Below are 26,451 nucleotides of genomic sequence, written 5' to 3' on the forward strand. Positions count from 1 at the left end.
TCAATAAAGGAAGATTCGGTTGCAATCACAGTGCTGCGCACCCGCATCGGTTCGCTATGATAGAAAAAACCGCACGAAATTGCATCGCTCTACAAACAGCCCGTCAGAGCACGGGTAGCTCTACATTCTCGAACAGCGCTTCAATCTCAGCGCGGTTGCTCTGTTTAGACACAACCTGATCCACTACGTCGCGGGTCAGGTGGGGAGCAAAGCGCTGGATGAAATCGTACATATAACCACGTAAAAAGGTGCCCTTGCGGAAGCCAATATGGGTAATGCTGCTGTCGAAGAGCTTGCTGGCGTCTATCACCACCAGGTCAGTGTCTACTTTCGGGTCGTACGCCATGCTGGCAATAATGCCCACGCCAAGCCCAAGGCGCACGTAAGTTTTGATCACGTCGGCGTCGGCTGCGGTAAACACCACCTTGGGAATCAGGCTTGCGCTTTTGAAGGCTTCATCAAGCCGCGAGCGGCCGGTAAAACCGAATACATAGGTTACCAGGGAATATTCTGCCAGCTTGGAGAGGGTCAGCTTCGGTTCCGCTGCCAGCGGGTGGTCTTTGGGCACCACGATGCAGCGATTCCAACGGTAACAGGGCATCATAATCAGGTCGTTGAACATTTCCATGCCTTCGGTGGCAATGGCGAAATCGGCCGTGCCGGTGGCGGCCATTTCTGAAATCTGGGTGGGCGTACCCTGGTTCATGTGCAGAGACACGTCTGGATAGGCGTCCAGAAACCCACGAATCACCGGCGGCAAGGCGTAACGTGCCTGGGTGTGGGTGGTGGCAATGCTTAAGTCACCGGCGCGCTGATTGCTAAATTCCTGGGCAATCTTTTTGATACCCTCGGCGCGGCGTAAAATTTCGCCGGCTTCGCGCACAATAATCTCGCCGCCCGGGGTAATGCGGGTCAGATGCTTGCCACTGCGGGCAAAAATCTCAAGCCCCAGTTCGTCTTCCAGCAGGCGAATCTGCTTGGAAATACCCGGCTGCGACGTAAATAGACTCTGCGCAGTAGCAGACACGTTCAGGTCGTGATGCGCAACCTCCCAGATGTAGCGTAGCTGTTGTAGTTTCATTAGCTGGGTTGCTCCTTGGACGACCGGCGCAACGGGCCGATTCGCACTCACTGATTTAAAGGTTGAAGACCAGCATTTTACGCATAAGAAAATTATTTTTCATTCTTTTTTAGAATAATTAATACTCAATCACCCGCCGAAACGGCGGCAGCGAATCCAGCAACAGCTGGCCATAGCGCCGCGCCACAATGCGCCGGTCCAGAATGGTCACCCGCCCGGTGTCTTCTTCGGTGCGCAGCAAGCGCCCTACTGCCTGAACCAGCTTAATAGAGGCTTCCGGCACGGTAATCTCCATAAACGGATTACCACCGCGCTGGGTCACCCACTCCGCCAGGCTGGCATCAATCGGGTCATCGGGTACTGAAAACGGCAAACGGGTAATGACCACGTGGTGCAGGTACTTACCCGGCAGGTCTATGCCCTCGGCAAAACTGGCAACACCAAACAACACGCTGGGCCGGCCTTCATCCACCCGCGCACAGTGTTGGCGCAGCACTTCGCCTTTAGCCATGTCGTCCTGGGTAATAATCAGCCCGGGGTAGTCACCGGCTAGAGCGTCCCTTACCTGATGCATCTGGCGCCGCGACGTAAACAACACCAGGGTCGCGGTTTCCCCTTGCCACAGCGTGGGCAGGCGTCCAATCAGCTCTTCCAGAAAACCGTCGTCGGTGGGCATGGCCTTCATGGCCGGCACTTCCACCGTGGCCATCTGCTGGTAACGGAACGAGCTGGGCACCACCAGGTAGCGGGCGTCTTCCGGCAATCCCGCGCGGGAGCGAAGGCGATCAAATTTACCCAAAGCAGTCAGCGTGGCGCTGGTTAATACAGAACCGTAGGCCCGCGACCACAGCCGCGTATGCAGCAGGTCGTCGGCTAAAACCGGCGAGCTGTAAAGGGTGATATCCTCGCCGTGGTCCCAGCGCTGGCGCACTGTCCAGCGTGCCGGCGGCGGGCTTTTTGTTTCCTCACACCAGGCCGCCCACAGGCGCAGCTGCTCTTCGGAGCGGCTGTGGAACGAGCCAATCACCGGATACCAGGATTCTGCCGTTTCCCGGTCAATATCGTGGGTTTTGCGCTCGTCAAAGGCACCCTGGAGCTCTTCAGCCAGAGCGCCCAGGTGGCGCGAAAAATTAGCGCTGGCAATGCGCGCTTCCGCCGCCAGTTCCGCCATGGCGTCCGGCAGCTGGCCTTCGGGATAGCGCCACTGGGCCGAGCGGCGCTCGTCGTTGAATTCCCAGGTAATATTGTGTTCGCAGTATTCGTATACCCGGGTGACCACCAGGTCGACTTCCCGCGCGGCTTCGCTGATGCGCTCCAGGGTTTTTGCCCCCTGGGTGCCCGGGCTCAGGTGCGGCTGCATTTTTACCAGCATCTGCGACAGCTGTTTTAACCAGCTGCGAGTAGAGTTCAGCGAAATAGATGCGGCGAAGTGATTCAGCGCTTTGTCTGGCAGGTGGTGGGCTTCGTCAAATATAAACAGGGCGTTTTCCGGCTCTGGCAGTATCGCGCCGCCGCCCAGGGCCAGGTCCGCCAGCACCAGGTCGTGGTTGGCTACGACTATATCGGCGGCGTCCAGATCTTTGCGGGCCTCAAAAAACGCGCAGCTGTCAAAATAGCTGCAGTGGCGATTGGTGCACTGGCGATGGTCGGTGGTTACCTGGCGCCAGATATCGTCCGGAATCTGCTCCGGCCAGTGGTCGCGGTCGCCGTCCCACTTGCGTGCGCCGTAGCTGGCCAGCATTTCCTCGAAAAACGCGCGGGTGCCGGGTTCCTCTTTACCCGGTGCATCCAGCAAAAACAGCGGCATGGTGTCACTGTCGCCATTGCCTTCGTCGTGCAAGCGGCCTTCCAACCGAGACATGCACAAATAGCGGCCGCGGCCTTTGGCCAGGGTCCAGTTTATATCCAGCTTGCTGTGCTTTTTCAGGTCTGGCAGGTCTTTCAGAACAATCTGGTCTTGCAGCGCCACCGTGGCAGTGGAAATCACCAGGGTTTTATTCAGGGCTTTAGCCACCGGAATGGCGGCAATCAGGTAGGCCAGGGTTTTACCGGTACCGGTGCCGGCTTCTACCACGCAGGCCGAAGGCGGTGACGTACGCTGGCCATCGTTGTCGGTGATGTCGCCCATATAGCGAGCTATTTCGGCAATCATCAGGCGCTGGCCATAACGTGCGCGCACCTGCTTACCCGCCAACATATCGCGGTAAGCCTGCTGGATTTGCTGTTTGGTCTGTTCGCTCAGGGCCATCAGCGCGGGCTCATCCAGTCGCGTACTATACCCAGTCGAAATTGTTGCCCTTGCCTGCTTAACACCACGCCATCCTCAGTAATTTCTTCCACCCGCAGGCCTTGAAAGCTATCGCCCGGCCGCAGATTCTGATTATTGATCATTACCCTGCGGGCCTGTAGCACCGAGGCAAATATGTGACTGTTTACCGTCAAATCCGGCACGCTGCGCTGGAACGACAGCGGCAGCTCAACCAAGTGCGGAACACGCACGCCATCTGCGCTGCTTGCAGGCGCCTCTGCGCCCGAGGACACCAGCGGGCCAATCTGGTCCCAACCCTGGTTATTGCGATTGCCATTGCTATCAACCGCACCACTGTTGCCGTAGCCCGACGGCACAATCACCGTCGGTGATTGATACTCTGAAGAGAACGCTGATTGAACGCCTGACGGTTGCGGCGCTGAAATCTCGTCCACTGCCGCTGAATTCTGCGTAGCCGTTGCCGGCGCAGAAATTACGGCGACAGCGGCCGGCGCTTGTTCCGGCGCACTTAGGTTCGTCACGGCGTCGTCTTGCGAGGGCCAAAACACATAGCCCAGTATCCCGGCATTCAGCAGCAAACCCGCTGCCAACAGAGCCTGTACTGGCCAGTGCCCCTTTGGCCGGAGATGAATCAGCTGCAGCTGGCGCCCCAAATCCGGCACTTTGCCTTGATGGCGCTCGCTCTCCGATTTACGCAGCGCATCTAATATATAAGACATGCTCTAACTCTCCGGCGGCGCGGACGCCGCTTTATTAGTGGTCAGAGCGTCGCCTTTGTCTTGCAGGCGCGGCACCGCTGCGTTCAGGTCATTGTGCATCTGAATCACCGTCATGGTGCCGGCCACACCGTCTTCGGTCAAACCCTTCCGGCCCTGGTACCAGCGCACTTGGTCTTTGCTGGAGCGCCGCTTTAGCTCGGCATTGAGTGCGTCGTCGTCAGCGGTCAAACGGTCCACCAATTCCATCATGCGCGCGCTCAACCACAGGTTTTCGCCGTTGTCGCCGCTGAACGGGCTGTTTGGGCGCAGGTATTCCGGGTACTGCCACAATACTCGATAGTGCCCGAACCACAGCGGTTCCAGATCGCTAAAGGCAACGCTCACCGGCCCCTGCTGCGTCAGCAGGTCGGCCTGCTGCTGATGCAAACGCCGCAACACCACGTAGCGGTCGCCGGTATCACCAGCATCGCTTTGCGAGCGGCTCTCTGATTCGCCCCTTAATCCGCCCCTTAATCTCAATATGGCCGGCCGGTCAATCAGCTCCAGGCTTAGCCGGGTTCCGGTGCGCTCCAGGCAGCCAAGCCCCTCAGCCCGGGCAAAATAACAGGCTATGGGCGCTTGTTGCGGCTGATAGTGAATCTGCCAGGCGCCAAACAACTGCACAAACGCCGCCGAGAGTTCGAGACTGTGCACCTGTAGTTCAAACTTTGTCAGCCCATCAGCGCTGCCGGCTGTTTCAGCAACCGTTGCCGGCGCGGCAGTATCGCGTTTTATACGCCCACTGCGCTGAGTCGCCTCGTCGTCCGCCAGTGCCGCATCTATTATTGGACTTTCAGCAGCCGGGGACGAAATAAGCCCGTCAAAATCGCCATTATTCCAATGCTGTACGGCCCACAGGGTTAACACCACGGCCATCAACAGGGACGCCAGAAGCGGGCCGAGGCGGCGGAGCCTGGATGCTTCCAGCCCGCTGCAAGGATGGCTGCCGCGAACCTCCCGCGCCGCGGTGCGGATATGAACCGCAGTAATTTCGTGTTCGCCCTCGGCGTAGGCGCCCAACAACGCGCGATCACTGATCAGGTTAATCAGTCGCGGTATGCCCTGGCTTTCACGAAATAACCGCCGCCTGGCAGCGCGGCTAAACAATTCGCCGCGCACACCGGCCACGCTGAGCCGGTAGCGCAAATACGCGGCCAACTCCTGGCGATTGATCGCTTTAAGGTGATAACGCGCGGTAATGCGCTGGTTCAGCTGCCGCAGCTGCGGTAACGCAAGAATTTTTTGCAGCTCGGGCTGGCCCAGCAGCACAATCTGCAACAGTTTTTTCTCGGCGGTTTCCAGGTTGGTCAACAGGCGCAGCTGTTCGAGCACACCCGCTGACAAATTCTGCGCCTCGTCAATAATCAGAACTTTGTGCCGACCGGCAGCGTGGGCTTGAAGCAGATGGTGGTTAATCAGGTCTACCAGCTGTTTGATGCTGGCGTCGTCGCGGTGGGGTATTTCCAACTCGTCGCAGATCACCATCAGCATTTCAGCGGCAGACAGGCGCGGGTTGATAATCAACGCAATGTCGGCATTTTGCGGCGCGTTTTCAATAAAACAGCGGCAAATGGTGGTTTTCCCTGTGCCCACTTCCCCGGTAATCACAATAAAACCACCCTGCCCGGGAATGCCATACATCAAGTGCGCCAGGGCTTCTTTATGGCGCTCACTGAGGTACAAATAGCGCGGGTCAGGCGCTATGGAAAAGGGGGGCTCGCGAAAACCGAAGAAGTCGTAATACATGGTTACGCTAGTATCCCGTTTGGCTAATGCATGAACCTGTTGAGCGAGAGATTCCTTAACTCATTAGAAGTCATCAAGCATCAGGTCGTCACTGTCGTCGGCGGCAAACGGATCCCGCTGTACCTTGCCGTCGTTAATCAGGAAATCGCGGCGCTGCATATACGCATTGCGAAAAAACACGTAACGGTCACCGGAAATCAGCTTTTCAGCCGGAATCAGGTCAGCCCGCACGTCCACCAGCTGCAAGCCACGAGCGTACCCGTTGTATGGGCGTTCAATTTGGTCCCAGCTGGATGGCAACAAGAAGCTGTCGACACCAAAGCCTGCAAAATCCCGCGGGTTGGATGGCCCCAGCACGGGCAGCATTAAGTAGGAGCCGGCGCCCGAACCCCAATGGCCCAGGGTTTGGCCGAAATCTTCCGGGCGCTCGGGCAAGTCCCAGGCGGTGGCCACATCAAACACGCCCGCTAGCCCGAACACCGTATTAAAGGTAAAACGACCTGCGGCCACGACGGCCGACTCCAGCTTGAATTGCAACACACTGTTGGTGAAATTGCTGAGTTCACCCAAATTGCTGAACACATTGGTAACGCCACGGTCCGCGAACTCCGGCATAATCGCACGGTAACTTTGGGCGATCGGCTTCAGCAACCAGCGATCCAGACTTTCGTTAAACGCAAACACCTTGCGGTTCCAATTTTCATAGGGATCGCGCTTGTGCTTGCTGGAGTTTGTGGTCACGGGCGCAGATTCGGTAAACCCTGCGCTTGCCCGTTGGTCTGCTGTCTGTGTCGATTGCTGGGCCTGAGCCTGGGCTTGGCCGGATGCAAATAGCAGCATCAACGCCAGCGCCACCAAGGCACCACGGGGAAGCACAAACAGTGAGCAGGGCCGGAGACTAAATTGAATCATATTAAGCTCTTTGCATTCTACATTTACAAACGGAGAAATCGATGTCGGTACCGGGAAATCTTGTCAGCACAATCACGGCTCCCCTACGCTGGGGTGATATGGACGCCTACGGGCACGCCAACAACACAGTGTACTTCCGCTTCTTTGAGGAAGCCCGAATTGTCTGGCTGGCCGACATCAATATCGGCATGAACGGTCCTACTGGGCCCATCATCATAAAGACTAGCGCGACCTTTCTAAAGGAATTGAAGCACCCTGCCAACTTGGTGATTACCACTTACGCCGACAAAGCCGGCAACACCAGCCTCGACACCTACCACGAGATAAAAGACGCAGACAGCGGCCAACTCTACGCGGAAGGATACGCAAAGCTGGTATGGTTTGATCACAACACCCGCAGTTCCTGCCCTTTGCCAGGCACCCTGCGCGCCCTTGCCACAAACACCTGATTAGCCTGAATGGTTTGAAAGAAAACGGCGGCGGGCAAATCACCCGTCGTTTTTTTGTCAGCGGCGGCGCACAACCACGCTGCCAATAGAATAACCGGCGCCAAACGAGCATATTACGCCAACATCCCCGGACACCAGGTCGTCTTTATTCAGGTGAAAGGCAATGATGGAACCGGCGGAGCTGGTGTTGGCGTATTCATCCAGAATCACCGGTGCCTCGTCTTCGGTGGCATCGCGGCCCAAAACCCGACGCGCAATCAGGTGGTTCATGTTCAGGTTAGCCTGGTGCAGCCACATGCGCCGCAGCTGATCCGGCGTCAGCCCAAGGCTCTGCAGATGGTTCTGAATGGTGTCGGCCACCAGCGGTGACACTTCTTTGAACACCTTTCGACCCTGCTGCACAAACAATTTGTCTGGCTGACCAATACCGCTGTCGTCGGCGCGGTTCAAAAAACCGAAATTGTTGCGAATGGCGTTGGAATACAGGGTTTTCAGATTAGTACCCAAAATTTCAAAGCCGACGGCCGGCGCTACTGCGTCTTCCCGCTCCACCAGAATGGCGGTGCAGGCATCACCAAATATAAAGTGGCTGTTGCGCTCGCCAAAATTCAGGTGACCGGAACAGATTTCCGGGCTAACCACCAGCACCGCGCGGGCCGTGCCGTTTTCCACCGAATTCACCGCGGCCTGCAAACCAAACGTGGCAGAACTACACGCCACATTCATATCGTAAGCAAAACCCTGAACGCCCAACGCGCTCTGAACTTCAATCGACACCGCGGGGTAGGCCCGCTGCAAGTTGGAACAAGCCACAATCACCGCGTCTACGTCATCCGCGGTTTTACCCGCCTGCTGCAGAGCTTCGCGACAGGCCGCTACGGCCATATCGCACTGCACCGAAGGCTGATCGTTGGCGCGGTCCGGAATATTTGGCTTCATTCGCGTGGGGTCCAGAATGCCCTCTTTATCAATTACGTGGCGGCGCTTTATACCAGACGCTTTTTCAATAAAGGCCGAAGACGAATGCTCCATGGCCAAATGCTCACCGCGGGCAATCGCATCGGCATGCTCGGCGTTGTGCAGGTCTACATACTGATTAAACGTTGCAATCAGTTCGTCATTGCTGATGGTTGCCGGTGGTGTGTACAAACCGGTTCCGCTGATGATGGCTTTAATCACGCTAACCCCATGTTATGGTGAAAATCTCAAAGGTAAAAAGAAAAAAGGGTACCACAGTCACAGGCGTTTGCCCGCGCTCCCATTACACCCGGGTAGCCTGCCACTGTTTATCAAGGCGCTTGATAGACACCGTCATCTGCGTACCCAACTGCTGGGCGAAAAACGACACCCGGTATTCTTCCAGCATCCAGCGGTAGAGCTCAAGCTCTGGGTCTCTTACACCCTGGCGCTGCTGCTCAACAAGCTTGCTGGCATAACGCGCCCACAGCGGTTCAATAGTATGCAAGAACTCCCGCTCGCGGCCCATTTCACGCGACATCTTCTCAAACCGTGCCAAAGCCGCTTCAAAATAACGCCCAAACTGGGCCAGAGACTGCGCCGGCGTGTTCACCAAAAAACCAGGGTAAACAAGATTTTGCATTTGAAACTTAATGTCAGCCATGGAATTGGCCAGGGCCAGACTAATCTTGCCCTTCAGCCGTTTTGCCACCTGTTGGTAGCCATGCATGGCCTGGTGAAGGTGGTCTACTGCGGTTTCGAGCGCTGGAATGAAGTCGCCCCGGTGCTGGTTGAAACAAGCATCGAACGCCTCCGGGCTGCGGGGTAATGAACCACCAAAAAAGTGCTGCATGGCAGTCGACAGCAGCAGGTCGTCCAGCAGAATACGCGCCTGCCCTACGGGTGCGAACATCAGCGCTGCCTGTTTGAATTTCGGCAGCTTGCGCTCCAGATCGTCCAGGGTGTTGCCGAAACGATTCAGAATCAGCCGGGCGATGGCCTTGCGGGTAATGGTTTCCGCCGTTAACGAGTCCAGGCAGCGGGTTTGCCGCACTTCTTTTCCCAGGTCTTCCAGGGCCGGATACACAGTCACCTGCATACCGCCTTTTTCGGTTTGCACCTGCCGCGCCAAGGTGCCGAACTTCCAGCTGGCATGCGTCGCTGTGGTGGTCTCGTCTTTGCTGTCGGTGGCGGTAATCGACGCCAGGGCCTGTTCGGCTTTGGCCTCAAGCTGGTTTTGCAAATCAACGGTTTCACGGCTTTCCGCGATGACTGTACCTTTGTCCCCAGTCACCCGCAGATTCATTCGCAGGTGCCGCGGCAGATCGTTTTGCTGCCAGGATTGCGGGTCTATCTGCACCCCGGTCATGCGCCGCAGCTGCGCGCCCAGTTGCAAAGCCAGCGGCTCATTAGAAGGCTGAAGATTAGCCAGAGCCGCGTCGACAAAATCCGGCACCGGCACAAAATTACGCCTTAGGGATTTCGGCAGCCCTTTTACCAGCGCAATACACTTTTCCCGCAGCAAGCCGGGCACCAGCCATTCCAGGCGACGCGCCGGAATCTGTTTCAGTGCCATCAATGGCACCCGAAGAGTCACGCCGTCGCGCTCGCTGGTGGGCTCAAACTCGTAATCCAGCGGGTATTTCACCCCCTCCCACTCCAGAAAATCCGGGTAGAGGGCATCCGCCCGGGCGTCCAGCGGGCGCTGCAGCACGTCTTCTTCGGTCAGCTCCAGAGCTTTCAGCTCGGCAGCTTCCAGATTTTTCCACCAGTGCTCAAAATGGCGACCGCTGACGATGTCTGCCGGCAAGCGCTGATCGTAAAAGGCCACCAGGGTTTCGTCGTCTACCAGCAAATCCCTGCGACGGGTTTTCTTTTCGAGGTCTTCAACCGATTCCAGCATTAACCGGTTAAGTTCGATAAAAGGCGCCTGCGAGCGGTAATCGCCGTCTACCAACGCGTGGCGAATAAACAAGTCGCGGCAGGCGGCCGGGTCAATGTCGCTGTAAACAATGGCGCGGCGAGGAACAATGTCCAGGCCATATAGGGTGATTTTTTCAAAACCCATCACCTGGGCGCGTTTTTGCTCCCAGTGCGGTTCAAAATAGTGATGCTTTACCACGTGGGCCGCCAAGGGCTCTATCCACTGGGGCTGAATAGACGCCACCATGCGCCCGAACACCCGGCTGGTTTCCACAATTTCAGTGGCCACAATCCACTTGGGTGCGGTTTTCGCCACCTTCGAGCCCGGGAATATCAGCAGCTTGCGATTGCGCGTGGCCATGTATTCGCGGTTTTCGAACTTTGTTGCCACTTGCCCCAACAAACCCGCCAACACCGCGGTGTGTACCGACTGATAGCTGGCGGCCTGGGGATTCAGCTTAAGCTTCTGTTCGCGGCAAATCAGCGTCAGTTGGCGGTGCACATCACGCCATTCGCGCATGCGCATCCAGCTCAGAAAGCTTTTTTGACAGACTTTTTTCAGCTGATTCAGCGACAGTTCCTGGCGCTGCTCTTCGTAAAAACTCCAGATATTCAGCAGGGTAACAAAGTCGGATTCTTTGTCATTGAAAGGCGCGTGGGCCTGGTCGGCCTGCTGCTGTTTGTCTTGCGGCCTGTCACGTGGGTCTTGCACGCTCAGCCCGGCAATAATAATCAGCACTTCACTCAGGCTGCCCTGCTCCGCAGAGGTTACCAGCATGCGCGCCAGACGCGGGTCCAGGGGCAGGCGCGACATGGTGCGACCAGCCGCGGTTACCCGGCGCTTGTCGGTGACCGCACCCAGCTCTTCAAGCAGTTTGTAGCCATCGTTTATCTGGCGATTATCCGGCGATTCCAAAAACGGAAAGTGACGAATATCACCCAGGCCCGAGGTGGCCATCTGCAAAATCACCGAGGCCAGATTGGTGCGTAGAATTTCGGGGTCGGTGTATTCCGGGCGATTGATAAAATCGTTTTCGTCATACAGGCGAAAACAGATGCCCGGCGCCACCCGCCCACAGCGGCCGGCGCGCTGGTTAGCGCTGGCTTGGGAAATCGGTTCTATAGGCAAGCGCTGAATTTTCGAGCGCACGCTGTAGCGGCTGATGCGCGCCACACCGGTGTCAATCACGTAGCGAATGCCCGGCACCGTCAGCGACGTTTCTGCCACGTTGGTAGACAACACCAGGCGCCGGCCGCGATGGCTCTGGAACACCCGGTTCTGTTCCTGATTGCTGAGCCGCGAATACAGCGGCAGCACTTCGGTGTGCCGCAGCTCGGCGTGGCGCAGCACGTTGCTCAAGGCACGAATTTCCCGCTCACCGGGCATGAACACCAATACATCGCCCGGCGGCTGACTGGCACTGCGTTCGTGCTGCTCAATTTCTTCCAGCGCCTGCAAGACGCCGTCGGTCCAGCCCTGATCGCGGTCGTCGTCATCGCCTACCAATGGGCGATAGCGCACTTCTACCGGAAAGGTACGGCCGCTGACTTCAATCACCGGGGCGTTATTGAAGAATTCGCTAAAGCGCCCAAGCTCAATGGTGGCGGAGGTAATAATGATTTTGAGGTCGGGCCGCTTTGGCAGCAGCTGTTTCAGATACCCCAGCAGAAAGTCGATGTTCAGACTACGCTCGTGGGCTTCGTCGATAATCAGCGTGTCATAACGGTCTAAAAACGGGTCGTGCTGGACTTCCGCCAGCAGTATGCCGTCAGTCATCACTTTCAGGCGGGAATCTTCGGAGGTGGTATCGGTGAAACGAATCTGGTAACCCACTTGCCGGCCGGTCTGTTCACCCAGCTCTTCGGCAATGCGCGCCGCCACGCTGCGGGCGGCAATACGCCGGGGCTGGGTGTGGCCAATCAAACCACGAATACCCAGGCCGGCGTTCATGCAAATTTTTGGGATCTGGGTGGTTTTACCAGAGCCGGTTTCACCGGCAATGATCACCACCTGATTGTCCGCAATAGCGGCGGCTATGTCGTCTACTCGCTCCGAAACCGGCAAGCCCTCAGGGAAGCTGGCCGGTTTGTGCAAGCGCTGGCGCGACTGCACTTTTTCTTGCCCGGCTTGCAGCCAGCGGCCGATTTTTTCCAGCTCTTTGGTGCCAGGGCGGCCTTTGGCGCGGGCAAGAGTTCGGGTTATGCGGGCGGCTTCAAGCTGCGCGCAGGCGCCAAGCTGTTCCGCAATGCCATGAACAGCGGCACGAACAGCCGTGCGAGGGTCAGCGTGCGTTGCTGCGCGAGGTTCAGGGGGCGTTGCCGCCCCAGCCGCGTTAGGAAGCGTGTCTGTGGAAGGTTTAGTGATTACTTGCTTCATCCCTTAGTTCGCGGCGCAACACTTTGCCAACGTTGGTTTTTGGCAACTCGGTGCGGAATTCAAAATGCCGCGGCACTTTGTAGGCGGTCAGGCGTTCACGACAGAACTCTTTCAGCTCACCGGCGGTTACACCTTCTTTGGACGCAATCAGATACACCTTTACGGCTTCACCGCTTTTTTCGTCAGGGATGCCCACCGCGGCACATTCCAGCACGTTAGGGTGGCCGCTGATCACGTCTTCGACTTCATTGGGGAACACGTTAAAGCCAGAAACAATAATCATGTCCTTTTTACGGTCCACAATGCGAATGTAGCCATCTTCCTGAATAACAGCCACGTCACCCGTCCGCAAATAGCCATCGTCGGTCATGGATTTACGGGTGTCGTCCGGGCGCTGCCAGTAACCGCGCATGACCTGCGGACCCTTAACGCAAAGCTCGCCGCGCTCGCCAAAGGGCGTTTCATTATTATCGTCATCCACGGTTTTCAGCAGAGTACCCGGCAGCGGCAAACCAATGGTGCCCAGCTGAATAGCGCTGCGCGGGTTAAAACTCACCACCGGCGAGGTTTCAGTCATGCCATAACCTTCACAAATTTCGCAGCCGGTCACTCGCTTCCAGGTTTTAGCCGCCTTAGACGTCAACGCCATGCCGCCGGAAGCGGTCAGCTTCAGATGGCTAAAATCCAGTTTGCAGAATTCTTCGTTATTACACAGCGCCACAAACAGCGTGTTCAGACCCAAAAACGCCGTGAATTCATGATTTTGCAGCTCTTTCACAAAGGCGTCTATATCCCTCGGGTTGGGAATCAGCACGTTGTGGGCACCGGCTTCCAACAGGGTGCCGCAGTTCAGAGTGAACGAGTAGATGTGATACAGCGGCAGCGGTGCAATCACCACTTCTCTGCCTTCAATAATGTTGTCTTCCAGCATCGGCCGAATCTGCAGCAGGTTTGCCACCAAATTGCCGTGAGTCAGCATGGCGCCTTTGGCCACGCCGGTCGTGCCACCGGTGTACTGCAGCACAGCGATGTCGTCCTTTTTGCATTCAACCGGAGTGAATTTTTCGCGGGCACCGGCTGCCAGCACCGCGGGTAATTTGTGGGCCTGAGGCAGATTGTACGCAGGCACCATCTTCTTGACGTGCTTGACCACCGTGTTCATCAGCGTGCGCTTAAAAGTGGAATGCATATCCGCCACTTCGGTCACAATCACATGTTCAATGCTGGTATTGGGCAGCACTTTTTCCACGTTGGCGGCCATATTAGCCAGCACCACCAGCGCTTTTGCGCCCGAGTCATTAAACTGGTGTTCCATTTCACGGGTGGTATACAGCGGGTTGGTGTTCACCACAATCAGCCCGGCGCGCATGGCACCAAAGGTAACCACCAAATACTGGCACACGTTCGGCATTTGGACGGCAATGCGGTCACCCGGCTTCAGGTCGGTTTTGTTCTGCAGCCAGGCTGCAAAATTACGACTATGAACATCCAGATCTCTATAACTGAGGGTAACGCCAACGGCAGACACTGCTGGACGATCCGCGTACTTGGTCACCGCCTGATTGAACACGTCAACCATGCTAGCGTATTTTGCCAGATCGACATCCAAGGCCATACCTTGTGGGTACTTGCCCTGGTAAAACTGCTCGAAATTCATCATTACTCGAACTCCTGTCTGGGCTTTTCTAGTTATAATAATTGGCCTGGCAAGCTGTGCGACCGAGCTTTTTCGCTGAAATCAAGTCGACGAAGGTCTAAGTCGCAGAATCGACGAAAGAATAGCAGTTTTGAGCTCAAGCAAATAGCAGTTTCTACCCACCACCTTGTTCATTTTCCAGCAAATTACCGCTATTTACTCAGCTGTTTCATGGCGCCTTCCAAGCCTTCCACCGTCAGCGGATACATCTGGTTATCCACCAGCTGACGGGCCATGGCCATAGAGCCGCCCTGCGCCCAGAAGGCCTCTGGCATGGGATTCAGCCAAACCACTTTGCGAAAATGATTGGTAATGCGTTGAAACCAGGTAGCACCGGATTCTTGGTTCCAGTGCTCGATAGAGCCGCCCGGATGGCTTATTTCATAGGGCGCCATGGTGGCGTCCCCCACAAAAATAACCTTGTAATCCGAGCTGTATTTATTCAGCAGCTCCCAGGTCGGCGTTACCTCGTTGTTGCGCCGAACGTTCTGGGTCCACACGCCCTCGTAAATGAAGTTGTGAAAGTAAAAATACTCCATATGCTTGAATTCCAACCGCGCCGCTGAAAACAGCTCTTCACATTCGCGAATGTGCGGGTCCATAGAGCCGCCGACATCAAAAAAGATCAGCACTTTTACTGCGTTGTGGCGCTCGGGCACCATTTTCAAATCAAGGTATCCGGCGTTACGGGCGGTGGAGCGAATGGTGTCGTCTATATCCAGGGTATCGGCGGCGCCCTGGCGGGCAAATTTACGCAACCGGCGCAGCGCCACTTTAATGTTGCGAATACCCAGGGTAACGCTGTCATCCAGGTCTTTAAACTCGCGTTTTTCCCACACTTTTACCGCGCGACCGTGGCGCCCTGTTTTCTGGCCGATACGAAAGCCTTCTGGATTGTAGCCATCCGCACCAAAGGGCGAGGTACCGCCGGTGCCAATCCATTTGTTACCGCCGGCGTGGCGCTCTTTCTGCTCTTCCATGCGCTTTTTGAAGGTTTCAATCAGTTCTTCCAGGCCGCCCAAGGAATCGATTTTGGCCTTTTCTTCATCGCTCAGGTGTTTTTCAAACTCGGCCCGCAGCCAATCGTCGGGAATCAGCGATTGCAGCAACTCATCCAGATGCTCGATGCCCTCAAAATACACTTTGAAAGCACGGTCGAATTTATCGTAGTGGCGCTCGTCTTTGACCAGGCACAGGCGCGCCAGATAATAGAATTCTTCCATGTCGGCAAAGGCCAGGCGGTGCTGCAGAGCTTCCAGCAAGTCGAGAAACTCCCGCAGGCTGGCCGGCACTTTCGCCCGTCGCACTTCCAGAAAAAAATTAATCAGCATAAAACCCTACCTTTAAACCACCGCACGAACGCATCGGGCCAGAACACCCTCAATCGCTACCCACAAGAGCACTGCACTCCAGCGAAACTCGCCATCCTTAGCCGCGGCGGCGCGCCATAAACGCCAGCTTTTGCAACAGGTGAACATCCTGCTCGTTTTTCACCAGGGCGCCGTACAGCGGTGGCAAAGCACTACTGTTGTCTTTCTGGTGCAGCATCTTGGCAGACAGCTCATCGGCCATCAGCAGCTTCAGCCAGTCAATCAACTCAGAGGTAGACGGCTTTTTCTTCAAGCCAGGCACCTTGCGCACGTCAAAAAACACTTCCAGGGCATCGCGTACTACCTGCTGCTGAAGGCCCGGAAAGTGCACGTCAACAATACTTTGCATGGTGCCCTGGTCGGGAAAGCTAATGTAGTGGAAAAAGCAGCGGCGCAGGAAGGCGTCGGGTAGTTCTTTTTCGTTGTTGCTGGTGATCACAATGATCGGCCGATACTTGGCCTTAACAAATTTCTGGGTCTCGTAAACGTAGAACTCCATACGATCGAGTTCCTGCAACAGGTCGTTGGGGAACTCAATGTCGGCCTTGTCGATTTCATCAATCAACAACACTACCTGCTCGTCAGACTCGAAGGCTTCCCACAATTTGCCGGGAATGATGTAGTTGCTGATGTCTTTCACTTTCTCATCGCCCAGCTGGGAATCCCGTAGCCGCGACACCGCATCGTATTCGTAAAGGCCCTGCTGGGCTTTGGTGGTTGACTTGATGTGCCAGGGAATCAAACGCTTGCCCAAAGCCGCCGCCACTTCTTCCGCCAGCAGGGTTTTGCCGGTGCCGGGCTCGCCTTTGATCAGCAGCGGGCGTTGCAGCGTGATAGCCGCGTTGACAGCCATTTGCAGGTCGTCGGTGGCGACGTATTTATCGGTGCCGGTAAATTTCATGTTCTGGGTCCTGTAAGTTACTTCTTGCGATCGTTGTCGGGCGTATTCTTTGGCTTGGGCCCCGTGCCTTTGTCAGCGCTTTTGTCAGTTTCGGTGCTTGGCAGGTCATCAAATTCAGACAGGTCATAATCGTCCAGACCAAACTCCTCATCGGCCGGCTCCTCTGGTTCTTCAAGCACCTTGTCTAGCTCGTCATCAGGGACCGACAGCTCGAAATCGTCATCAAAACTCAAAGGTTCAGGGTCGCCTTCTTCCGGCTTTATCAGCGGTATGGTCTCTTCGGGCAGTGGCTCGGGCTCCCTGGGCTGGGGTAGGTCCTGGGCAGTCACATAAGGCTCTGGCTCTATGGTAGGCACTGGGGCTTCTTCAACCACGGGCTCGACAGCGGGTTCTGGTTTTAACTCTGGCACCTTTTCAGGCTCAGGCTCAGGCTGAAGCTCCGGCACCGGCTCTAACCCTGACTCTAACTTTGGCTCAACCAGGTCGCCCGGGCTTAATTTCGGTACGTTTTCAGGCTCGTCAATGTCGGTAATCACCGGCACGGCAGCCACTTCCGGGGCTGGGACGGGCGCAGCGGCTTCTGCTTCCACATCAGTTTCGGCGTCAGTTTCGGCATCGATTTCATCGGTGTTTTTGCGTTTGCGCAGCAGCAACCAGATCAACAAGGCCAGCACCAGAAGAGCGCCCGCGCCGGCCGCCATCATCCAGGGCGCTATTGCTGAATTCGCACTCTCGGGTTCTGCCGGCTCGGGCTTGTCCAATTCAGTAACGTCTATTGGCTGTATCGGTTGTGCAGCTGCTTCCGGTTCAGGGGCCGGCTCGAGCTCAGCGACAGGCTCAACTTCTGCGGCAGGTTCGCTGGCGGGTTCAGGCTCGGGTGCCTCATCAACCATAGGCGCTGTATCAGGCTGCGGCTTGGGCTCAGCAGGGGTGGCAGTCTTAAACGGGTTAGCGGCGCCCGTCTCGGGCGCAAATATGGGCGCCTCTGCGGCGGAAGCTTCGGCACCGGCGGCAGGTTCAAAACGGGTAGTTCCGGAGAACTTGCGCGCAAAGGTGCTGCTGCGCGCTTCAACTACCACCTGGTACTGGCCAGCGGTCGGCATTTCGGCAATGTTATAGCGATACACGCCATCTGCTGGCGGGCTCTGCTCTGACAACACCTTGGTACCGCTACGGCCATCTTCATTTGCCAGCGTCAAGTCAACGCTCAGCACACTCAGAAAATCGGCATTGGTAATCGGTTCATCACCGTCAAAAAGCCCGACTCGAATCGCCAGCGGTTTCTCAATGGAGAAGATGCCGGGAATGGGGCTCACAATCATCCGCAAATCACTCACCACGCTTACCCGGCTGCCCTCGCCTAGCTGGCCGTCCAGGCTCCAGCGTCCGGCTACGGGGTCAGTTACGGTAATCAGGTCATAACCCGGTTCGCGGGCCCAGCGAATATTGTCCGGGTGCTGCTGCAAGGTGGTCGCGGCTGCACCGGGCGCTTTCAAAGCCAAGGCGCGGTTAGCAGAGGTTTCATTGTCGCCCCAGAAAATCAGCGCGGTGTATTCGGTTACGCTGGCGTCTACCATAAAGCCGTCGTCGTCTATGGGCGTCTGTTCTTGTGGCACGGCGGCGTTAAAGGCATCCAGAAAAGCACGGCTCAAATCATTGGCGTTTTCCGCCACGTGAAAGCTGCCGTTTGAATCGGAGGCCAGTTTGCGCAGAAACTCGGTGTCTGCCTCGGCCGACAGCGCTACCGCGTGAAAACGCGCGCCCTGCTGCTTCAACGGCGGAACCAAAGTGTCCAGAATGCGGTTAGCCTCGGCCTTATTAGCACTGGGGTTTCGGCTGATGTCCACCTTGCCGTCGGTCAGCACAATAAAGTGGGTGTTACTCAGCACGCCACCGGTAAAGTAACCGTCGCTGGCGGTTTCAATGGCCGCCCCCAAATTGGTGCGCATGGCCACGGAATTGATCGCGTCGCTTTGCTCAATCGCCATATCGCGCCAGGCATCACTGACTTCGCGGTGGGGCACCAGCATGTTCACGTACTGGCCGAAGGTCCACACACCGGCCGTGGCGCCATCGGGCAGCAATCGGGCCAGCAAGCGCACCGCCGGGCGGCGCAGGTTTTGCGGATCGTTTTGCTTCATAGAGCCGGAAATATCAACAATAATGCGCACGTCCACGGCGCCCGGCAACTGCGGGCTATCCGCCTGCTCTGCCTGAGCCTGAGCCATGCCCGAAAACGCCGCCACCAGCGTAATAACAAGCGCGAGCCACAGTGTTTTGTGCGTTACCAGAGTTGATTTCATGAAGCGTCCCACCACGTTTTCCCTGTGTAAAACGGCCATAAAATGAACAGCCGCCGATTTATTGTTCAACGCTCAGCGTTTCATCCGATAACGCACCAAGTCCAGAATCCACACCAGCAGCAAAACCATGCCGGCCAACGCAAGATTTAACAAGGCAGCGCTGGCCGCAACGCTGTCACCCAGAATCAGTTCATAACCGCCGTACAACCAGGCCGGAATCCACCAACCGGCTATATCTATAGACTCCACCGGTGCCACCAGAATAGCCGCCAACGCAGCTAACAACAGTGTACGCAACCCGTAAAACGGCAAAAACCGCAACAACCGCTGCATCATCCATAAAAACAACACCAGCCCTACACCATAGGCGCCCCAAAACAGCCAGTACACGTTCTGTAATTCCGCATCCATTATGTCATTACCCAGTGAATAATATGTTCTTCCCAGTCTTGCTCGGCCACGGCCGCCTCTGACACCACCTTACCGCGCACCGACACACCCGCATCGTGCACGGATTGAGGATCGCCACTGCGCAGCGGGTGCCAATCGGCCAATGGGCGACCGTCTGCCAGAGTGCGATAGGCACAGGTATAGGGCAGCCAGTGATAATCCGGCAATGTTTGCGGCGTAATCAGCGTGCATCCGGTTACTTTTTCCAACCGCTCGGGGTAGACCGTGCAACCGCAGGTGTCAGTATCCATGTACTGGCACACTAAATCCGTATGGTATACCTCACCGGTGTCTTCATCTTCCAGCTTGTTCAGGCAACACTTCCCGCAACCGTCACACAGAGACTCCCACTCGGTCGGTGTCATTTCGTGCAGGCGTTTACGCTGCCAGAATGGCACCTGGGCAATCATCGGTTGCGCTGCCCCAGCTTCATCTTGAACTCAACAATTGCCATGTCCTGCTCTTCCGGCATCTGAAGGAAAAAGCCTTTGTCGGCAATGCCCGCCAAAACCTGTTCGGCGCTGGTGCGAGCCAATTTTCGCTCGGGCGTCAACACCAGATCCATAGCGTGTACCGGCTTGCCAAACAAAGTGCGAAGGGTTTCCGGCAAGTCATCCCACAGGTGACCTCGGCGCACATACAGATAAGTGTCGGGCTTTTTACTGCTGCGAAAAACGGAAACAAAGTCGCGGGTTTTGGTCACGAAAGCAGTTCCTCGATTGCGCCCCGAACCGGAGCCAGTATCTGGCTGCGCCAGCCTTCAAAAAACGGATTACCCGCCAGCTGTTGTTGCTGCACAACGGCTTCCAGGCGCTTGCGCGGCGCCAGCAATTCTATCGGAATATCAGCCGATTCCGCAGCACGCACAAAGTGTTTTTTCAACTGCTTGTAAAAGCCCTGCTGGTCTCGGGTCAACGGCGCCGGAATCGGCTCTATGGCCACATCATCGGCGGCATCTGCTTTTGCGATCAGCGCCACCAGAGTATCGCCGTGGCGCCGAACCTGGCCGGATGCCAGGCCCTGAATGCCCAACAAAGCGTTCAGCGTTTTGGGCTGCGTTTCGGCCATTGCCAGCAACAAAGGGTCTGCCATTACCCAGTTACGGGGCTTGTCCTGGCGATGACATTCGCGCTCGCGCCAGCTAACCAACGCCTGCAGCACCTGTTGCTGCGGGGCGCTTAAAGGCCAACCGCCGCGCAGCTTTAAATAATGCCGGGTGGAATCGTCCTGGCTTGCCAGGTCTGCAGCAAAGCGAGCGGATTCTTCCACCAGGGCCTGTTGCAGCCCACGCTCAGCCAACACTTCTTGCAGCCAGTCATAAATCGGTTTTAAAAAGCGCACATCATCAATGGCATAACGCTGCTGGACATCGCTCAAAGGTCGTGAAATCCAGTCAGAGCGGGTCAGCGTCTTGTCCAGGCTTTCACCAAACAGGCTTTCAACCAATTTGGCGTAACCCATAGAAAACCCGAGCCCGGCAAATGCCACGCCCAGCTGCAGATCAATTACGCCCTGCATGGGAATGCCCAACCAATGGCGGAACAGTTCCAGGTCTTCACTCACCGCGTACAATAGCTTCGGGCGTTGGGCGTCTTCCAGAGCCGCGCGAAAACCGGCAGAGGCCTCAGCCACTTCCGGGTCCACCAGGCGAAATTGATCGGCCAGCCCAAGCTGCACCAGGCCCGGAATGGGGTAATAAGTGCTCACCCGCTCGAATTCGGTATCCAGAGTCAAAGGCTCTGTGGGCTGCGCCGCCAGCCAGTCGTCCAGCTGCTCAGGGGTTTCCAGCCATAGCACCGGTTCGGATGGCGCAGGCGCTGTTAGCCGGGGAAGTTCATTCGCATTCATAAAGTTGCCTGATCGGGAAATGACTTAGCCAGCTAAAGGTTTGCGGCCGCGGAAAGCGTGGGTCAGGGTAAAACCGTCAACATAGCCCAACTCGCCACCCACGGGAATGCCGTGGGCCAGCCGAGTAATCAGTACGTTGTTGTCGGCCAGGCGGTCGGCAATGTAGTGCGCCGTAGCTTCGCCTTCCACGGTGGGATTGGTGGCCAATATTAACTCGGTTACGCCTTCATCGCGCACCCGGTGAACCAACCGGTCAATACCAATCTGCTCCGGCCCAATGCCATCAATGGGGGATAAATGCCCCATCAGCACAAAATAACCGGCGCGGTAGTCACCGGCCTGTTCGATGGCCAGCAGGTCTGACGGACTTTCCACCACGCACAGCACACCGGTGTTGCGTTCCGGGTTTTCGCAAATGCCGCACACGTCGGTGTCGGCAAAATTCTGGCAGCGATCGCAGCGGCGCACGCCGTCCATGGCCCGACCCAAAGCATCACCCAGGCGGCTACCGCCACTGCGGGCGCGTTCCAGCAAATGAAAAGCCATACGCTGGGCGGTTTTCTGGCCTACGCCGGGTAGCACCCGCAAGCTTTCAACCAACTCATCCACCAGAGGACTGAACACCATAATAATCCCAAAAGTTCAATAATTTAGAAAGGCATCTTAAAGCCGGGAGGAAGACCCATGCCAGACATCATGCCAGACATTTTATCTTTCTGATTGGCGTCCACACGGCGCACTGCGTCGTTCACCGCCGCCGCCAACAAGTCTTCAAGAATGTCTTTTTCTTCGCTCATCAAAGACGGATCAATCTCCACTTTACGAACGTCGTGCCGGCCGTTCATCACCACCTTCACAAGCCCCGCACCCGATTCGCCAGTCACTTCTGCTTTGGCGATTTCTTCCTGGGCTTTTTGCATGTTTTCTTGCATTTTTTGGGCTTTTTTCATCAGCTCGCCCATGTTATCCATCATAACGTTATCTCCTGTTTGAGCCGGCCGGGCTCTTTCTGGGGACTTCAATCGGTCGAATACTGTCTTCCACGACACGGGCAGCAAACCGATCCACAATCGATTGTACCAGCGGGTCGGTGCGAATGGCCTGCTCCGCCGCCTGCTGCCGGATCTTACGTTGGCGCTCTTCATAGGCAGCCGGCGTGTCGTCTGGCCGCCCTCTTTCTATACGTAATTCAGTGGCATCGCCAAAGCGATTTCTCAAGGCAGCCAGAATTTTTTCTTCATGGCGGGCGTTCAGCAGCCGCGCGTGGCCCTCATCAATAGTCAGCAACACGGTATTGCCTTCGTGCAGCATAGAGCCGTGGCTGGCCAGGTTTCCCGGCATGCCCGCAATATTCAGACTGCGGAAATCCCGCTGCCAAACAAATTCACCGTCAGCTAATGCTTCCTCCGCCACTTCTGGTTGCGCTGACAACTCACTGGCCGACGGCACTGGCTGCATTGGCTGGTCATCAGGCTGCGATTTTGGCTGAACAGCAGCCTCAAACGCCTCATCAGCGCCATAAAAGGCCCCGTCGTCCGGGTAATCTACGTCTGTGCCGGGCTGAGGCTCCCAAGGTGGAATCGACTCAACCGGCGTTCGCTCTGTCGGTGGCGGCGCCGAAGCAGCCGGGGCCAACGGCTCCGGCTTCTCTGGCACTGGCGATTCAGGTTGATTCGAGCTAGCAGCAACAGGGTCTGGTTCATCGCGGTTTCCAGCAGGTGCCGACTCCACGGCGATCGCCGTGGGCGGTTCCCGACGAGCGGCTCCCGGCCGGAATGCCAACATACGCAGCAGCGTCATCTCGAACCCCATGCGCGCGTCCGGCGTTATCGCCAGATCTTTGCGCCCCATCAACGCCACTTGGTAAAACAGCTGCGCGTCTTCCGCACTCAGCTTTTTGGCCAACGCCTGAATCTGGCGGGCGTCGCCCAAGGCGTTGTCCGCACTGCCAGGCACCACCTGCTCCATCGTCACCCGATGGAACAGCGACAACAGGTCCGCCAGAATTACCCCGTAATCTGGCGCAAAATCGGCAATACGGCCAATTTCCGTCAGCAACGCGGGGCCATCACGAGCAACCAAAGTGCCCACCAAACTTTCGATATCACGCTGATTAATCGTGCCCAGCATGGAACTGACATCGCTTGCCGCCAGTTGCTGGTTACCAAACGCAATTGCCTGATCCGTCAGGCTCAGGGCATCGCGCATACTGCCGTCCGCTGCGCGAGCCAGAAGCCACAGGGCCGGTTCTTCAAAAGGAATTTTTTCAGCGGTCAATACGTGGTTCAAATGGCCGGCGATGTGTTCCGGCGTCATCCGCTTCAAATTGAACTGCAGGCAGCGCGATAACACCGTCACCGGCAGTTTTTGGGGATCGGTGGTGGCCAGCAGGAATTTTACGTGCTCTGGCGGTTCTTCCAGAGTTTTCAGAAAGGCGTTGAACGACTGATTGGTGAGCATGTGCACCTCGTCAATCAGGTACACCTTAAAGCGCCCGCGGGTGGGCGAATACTGCACGTTGTCTGTCAGCTCACGCATGTCGTCAACGCCGGTGCGCGAAGCCGCGTCTATTTCAATCAGGTCAACAAAGCGGCCTTCCTGAATTTCGCGACAGCTGCCGCAAACACCGCAAGGTTTCGCCGTAATGCCGGTTTCACAGTTCAAACAGCGGGCCAACAGGCGGCCGATGGTGGTTTTTCCCACACCGCGGGTGCCGGTAAATAAATAGGCATGATGCAGGCGTTGGCTTTCCAGCGCGTGGATTAACGCCTGAAGCACGTGTTCCTGCCCCACCATGTCTTCGAAGGTGCGCGGGCGCCATTTACGGGCAAGTACCTGGTAGCTCATAGTTCGCCAATTGCCGTGAAAAATCGCATTAATTCTAGCATGGATGCTAAAACCGAAAAACAGAGGGTATAAGTAACGAAGAGTAAGTAAAGAGTAATCGAAAAATTAACAGCAAAATAGTCGTGAGCGGGGCAATAGCAGAAAAACGGGGGGGATAGAATAGGTGGTGGCCCCACCAGCGACACTCCGGCACACATATCGACCGCTGCGGCTGCTCCCTTCCGGGTCTGACCGGGTTCACGGTTTCATGTTGCGAAGGCACCAATAGAGCCACCATAACGGCGTTTCAGAATGTTTCCCTGAAAGCGGCGCGCATGATAACAAACGCCACGGGGTACTACAAGGCCATGCGGGCTCGCCCAAGCGGGCGTTTTAATTTACTCTTCATCTAACCTGCGTCCATAGCCACAAGCAGCCGCCAGAACAAAACCCGGAAGAGTCCATGTTTAACGATTTCGACGCCCTCAGCCACGCCGTTGCGTTTATCACTTACGGCCTACTGGCGATTCTGATTGCCGCCCGCTACATGCGCCGCAATTCCGATCGGGCCCTGTTCTTTGCGGCACTGGTATCCACCTTGTGGGCAGCGGCTCTGGTGACCCAGTCCATCTGGGGATTCCCGGATTTTGCCGTGCGTTACCTGCTGGAACTGCTGCGCGACGGCGCCTGGATTGCCCTAATTTTCACCCTGCTGGGCAGCGCATTGCCAAACGACGGCACTGCGCGAAAAATCAAACAGGCCCTGGCAGGCGCCGTTATTGGCCTGTTAGTGGCACTGCTGCTGGCCAGCGCCGCTGAACACTTTGGCGTAAATCACATACTTTCCGGCAAAACAAAAATAGTGGGCCAGCTGGCGCTGTCGGTCATCGGCCTGCTGCTGATCGAACAAATCTGGCGCAACTCCCTGGGCTTTCGCCGCTACAGCATCAAATACATGTGCACCGGCGTGGCCACCATCTTCATCTTTGATTTTGTGATGTACGCCGATGCCCTGCTGTTTGGCCAAATCAGCCAAAACTTCTGGGACGCCCGCGGGCTCGTCAACGCCCTGCTGGTGCCACTGTTTGCGGTAAACGTGGTCAACACCCGCAAACAGCCCATAGATTTCCGGGTATCACGGCGCGCCGCCTTTCACGTTGGCACCCTGCTGTTCGCCGGCGCCTACCTGATGTTTCTGTCGGTTGCCGGCTACTACATCAAAACCGTGGGCGGTAGCTGGGGCGACGCCCTGCGCATTCTGTTCTTCACCCTGGCGTTGGTATTTCTGGCTACCCTGCTGCTGTCGCGCCGGCTGCGGGCCCGCATGATGGTTGCCATCAGCCAGAACTTTTTTGACTACAAATACGACTACCGCAATGAATGGCTGAAAATGACCAAAGAGCTGGCCAACCTGACCGACTCGCCGCCCCTGCCGGAACGGGTTATCCGCATCCTGGCAGACCTGGTAGAAAGCAACGCCGGCGCCATCTGGCTGCAAGACGACCAGAACCGCTACCAGTTGAAAGCCACCATCAACATGAGCTTCGATCGTCACACCCTGATTGACCCCAATGACGACCTGGTGCGCTATTTCCGCGATAAGGAATGGATCATAGACCTGAACGCCTACAAGGCAGATCCGGTTGCCTATGACTTATTAGAAGTACCAGACATTCTCAGCCAATGCCCCAATGGCTGGCTGATCATCCCGCTGTACCTCGGCAACGAGCTTTACGGTATGGCACTGATCGGCGCGCCCCTCATCCAGGTAGAACTGAACTGGGAGAACTTCGATTTAATCCGGGTGGTTGCCCGCCAAACCGGCAACCTGCTGGCCCAAGCCGATGCCCAGAGCGCGCTCACGCGGGCCATGCAGTTTGAAGCCGTCAGCAAAGCGTCTGCCTTCATGCTGCACGATTTGAAAACCGTGATCGCGCAACTGTCCCTGCTGGTCAAAAACGCGCCAAGGCACCGCGATAACCCGGCGTTTATTGACGACATGATTCAAACCACAGACCACGCAGTGAACAAAATGTCGAACCTGGTCACCCACATCCAGAAGCCCCAGGACAGCCAGGGGCAAATCGCAGAAAAAATCAACCTGACAGACGTACTCCGCAGCGCCATAGCCGACGCCAGCAGACGTAATCCAACACCGCATTTTGATTATAAAGATGGCGACGTGTGGATAAGGGCAGACGCCGAACAGCTGGGCACCGTAATAGGCCATTTGCTGCGCAACGCCCAAGACGCCACGCCGCCAGACGGCGACATTGCTGTCACTTTAAAAGTCGCCCGCGGCACCGCCGTGGTGTTTATTCAGGATTCCGGCAGCGGCATGACCGAAGAATTCATCCGCAACCGCCTGTTCAAGCCCTTCGAAAGCACCAAGGGGCTGACAGGCATGGGCATAGGGGTTTACCAAACCCGGGAATACTTGCTGGAGCTTGGTGGAAGCATTGATGTCACCAGCGAACCGGGCCTGGGCTCGTGCTTTTCAATGCGCCTACCGCTGGCCGACGCCGCAGCTTCAACTGCCACCAAGACCGCAACGAAAGAAACTCAACCAAACCAATAGAAATACG

20 protein-coding genes and 1 other RNA gene are annotated in these 26,451 nt (G+C 56.6%); 2 read left to right on the forward strand and 19 right to left on the reverse strand.

The window, feature by feature from the left end; genetic code table 11:
- Nucleotides 1-103: 103 nt before the first annotated feature.
- The 5 genes from cysB to MELB17_RS14740 form a co-directional block, all read right to left on the reverse strand.
- Nucleotides 104-1,081 carry an HTH-type transcriptional regulator CysB gene (gene cysB, locus MELB17_RS14720; RefSeq protein ID WP_007351082.1) on the reverse strand — a complete coding sequence of 326 codons (978 nt, stop codon included), beginning with the start codon at nucleotides 1,079-1,081 and terminating at the stop codon, nucleotides 104-106.
- Between the two features lie 118 nt (nucleotides 1,082-1,199).
- Nucleotides 1,200-3,329, reverse strand: coding sequence for an ATP-dependent DNA helicase DinG (gene dinG / locus MELB17_RS14725; protein ID WP_007351083.1), 2,130 nt, complete (start codon nucleotides 3,327-3,329; stop codon nucleotides 1,200-1,202).
- The gene (locus tag MELB17_RS14730) at nucleotides 3,329-4,069 is read right to left on the reverse strand and encodes a general secretion pathway protein GspB (protein WP_007351084.1); all 741 of its coding nucleotides are present in this window, start codon (nucleotides 4,067-4,069) and stop codon (nucleotides 3,329-3,331) included. The genes dinG and MELB17_RS14730 overlap by 1 nt, the downstream gene beginning before the upstream one ends.
- Before the next feature lie 3 nt (nucleotides 4,070-4,072).
- Nucleotides 4,073-5,854, reverse strand: coding sequence for an ExeA family protein (locus tag MELB17_RS14735; protein ID WP_007351085.1), 1,782 nt, complete (start codon nucleotides 5,852-5,854; stop codon nucleotides 4,073-4,075).
- Between the two features lie 63 nt (nucleotides 5,855-5,917).
- The gene (locus MELB17_RS14740) at nucleotides 5,918-6,766 is read right to left on the reverse strand and encodes a VacJ family lipoprotein (protein ID WP_007351086.1); all 849 of its coding nucleotides are present in this window, start codon (nucleotides 6,764-6,766) and stop codon (nucleotides 5,918-5,920) included.
- 41 nt (nucleotides 6,767-6,807) lie between these two features.
- On the opposite strand from MELB17_RS14740, the gene MELB17_RS14745 reads away from it, so the two are divergent.
- A complete protein-coding gene (locus MELB17_RS14745) occupies nucleotides 6,808-7,215 on the forward strand; it encodes an acyl-CoA thioesterase (RefSeq protein ID WP_007351087.1) in 408 nt (135 codons plus the stop codon).
- A 57-nt stretch (nucleotides 7,216-7,272) separates the two neighbouring features.
- Here the strand turns inward: MELB17_RS14745 and MELB17_RS14750 are convergent, their stop codons facing one another.
- The 14 genes from MELB17_RS14750 to ffs form a co-directional block, all read right to left on the reverse strand.
- A complete protein-coding gene (locus MELB17_RS14750) occupies nucleotides 7,273-8,394 on the reverse strand; it encodes a beta-ketoacyl-ACP synthase III (protein ID WP_007351088.1) in 1,122 nt (373 codons plus the stop codon).
- Between the two features lie 82 nt (nucleotides 8,395-8,476).
- Entirely contained in the window at nucleotides 8,477-12,472 is a 3,996-nt protein-coding gene (gene hrpA / locus MELB17_RS14755) for an ATP-dependent RNA helicase HrpA (RefSeq protein ID WP_007351089.1), read from the reverse strand.
- On the reverse strand, nucleotides 12,453-14,129 hold the full coding sequence (locus MELB17_RS14760; RefSeq protein ID WP_036184951.1) for an AMP-binding protein: 1,677 nt from the start codon (nucleotides 14,127-14,129) through the stop codon (nucleotides 12,453-12,455). The genes hrpA and MELB17_RS14760 overlap by 20 nt, the downstream gene beginning before the upstream one ends.
- A 191-nt stretch (nucleotides 14,130-14,320) precedes the next feature.
- Nucleotides 14,321-15,499, reverse strand: coding sequence for a vWA domain-containing protein (locus tag MELB17_RS14765; protein WP_007351091.1), 1,179 nt, complete (start codon nucleotides 15,497-15,499; stop codon nucleotides 14,321-14,323).
- A gap of 97 nt (nucleotides 15,500-15,596) precedes the next feature.
- On the reverse strand, nucleotides 15,597-16,439 hold the full coding sequence (locus MELB17_RS14770; protein ID WP_007351092.1) for an AAA family ATPase: 843 nt from the start codon (nucleotides 16,437-16,439) through the stop codon (nucleotides 15,597-15,599).
- A 17-nt stretch (nucleotides 16,440-16,456) separates the two neighbouring features.
- Complete coding sequence (locus MELB17_RS14775) at nucleotides 16,457-18,742, reverse strand: VWA domain-containing protein (RefSeq protein WP_157133313.1); 2,286 nt, start codon at nucleotides 18,740-18,742, stop codon at nucleotides 16,457-16,459.
- A gap of 72 nt (nucleotides 18,743-18,814) precedes the next feature.
- Entirely contained in the window at nucleotides 18,815-19,153 is a 339-nt protein-coding gene (locus tag MELB17_RS14780) for a hypothetical protein (RefSeq protein WP_007351094.1), read from the reverse strand.
- On the reverse strand, nucleotides 19,153-19,602 hold the full coding sequence (locus MELB17_RS14785; protein WP_007351095.1) for a YcgN family cysteine cluster protein: 450 nt from the start codon (nucleotides 19,600-19,602) through the stop codon (nucleotides 19,153-19,155). The genes MELB17_RS14780 and MELB17_RS14785 overlap by 1 nt, the downstream gene beginning before the upstream one ends.
- A complete protein-coding gene (locus MELB17_RS14790; RefSeq protein ID WP_007351096.1) occupies nucleotides 19,599-19,895 on the reverse strand; it encodes a YcgL domain-containing protein in 297 nt (98 codons plus the stop codon). The genes MELB17_RS14785 and MELB17_RS14790 overlap by 4 nt, the downstream gene beginning before the upstream one ends.
- Nucleotides 19,892-21,040 carry a ribonuclease D gene (locus MELB17_RS14795; protein WP_007351097.1) on the reverse strand — a complete coding sequence of 383 codons (1,149 nt, stop codon included), beginning with the start codon at nucleotides 21,038-21,040 and terminating at the stop codon, nucleotides 19,892-19,894. The genes MELB17_RS14790 and MELB17_RS14795 overlap by 4 nt, the downstream gene beginning before the upstream one ends.
- 24 nt (nucleotides 21,041-21,064) lie before the next feature.
- The gene (recR, locus tag MELB17_RS14800) at nucleotides 21,065-21,667 is read right to left on the reverse strand and encodes a recombination mediator RecR (protein ID WP_007351098.1); all 603 of its coding nucleotides are present in this window, start codon (nucleotides 21,665-21,667) and stop codon (nucleotides 21,065-21,067) included.
- Between the two features lie 23 nt (nucleotides 21,668-21,690).
- Entirely contained in the window at nucleotides 21,691-22,014 is a 324-nt protein-coding gene (locus MELB17_RS14805) for a YbaB/EbfC family nucleoid-associated protein (protein WP_007351099.1), read from the reverse strand.
- Nucleotides 22,015-22,018: 4 nt separating this feature from the next.
- Nucleotides 22,019-23,887: a DNA polymerase III subunit gamma/tau gene (gene dnaX / locus MELB17_RS14810; RefSeq protein WP_007351100.1), complete on the reverse strand. Its 1,869-nt coding sequence runs from the start codon at nucleotides 23,885-23,887 to the stop codon at nucleotides 22,019-22,021.
- 170 nt (nucleotides 23,888-24,057) lie between these two features.
- Nucleotides 24,058-24,154: signal recognition particle sRNA small type (gene ffs / locus MELB17_RS23915), an RNA gene on the reverse strand.
- A gap of 175 nt (nucleotides 24,155-24,329) precedes the next feature.
- Here ffs and prsK point away from each other — a divergent pair.
- The gene (prsK, locus tag MELB17_RS14815) at nucleotides 24,330-26,444 is read left to right on the forward strand and encodes an XrtA/PEP-CTERM system histidine kinase PrsK (RefSeq protein WP_007351101.1); all 2,115 of its coding nucleotides are present in this window, start codon (nucleotides 24,330-24,332) and stop codon (nucleotides 26,442-26,444) included.
- The last annotated feature ends 7 nt before the right edge of the window (nucleotides 26,445-26,451 follow it).

This window comes from Marinobacter sp. ELB17 (assembly GCF_000169375.1).
Lineage (GTDB): Bacteria > Pseudomonadota > Gammaproteobacteria > Pseudomonadales > Oleiphilaceae > Marinobacter.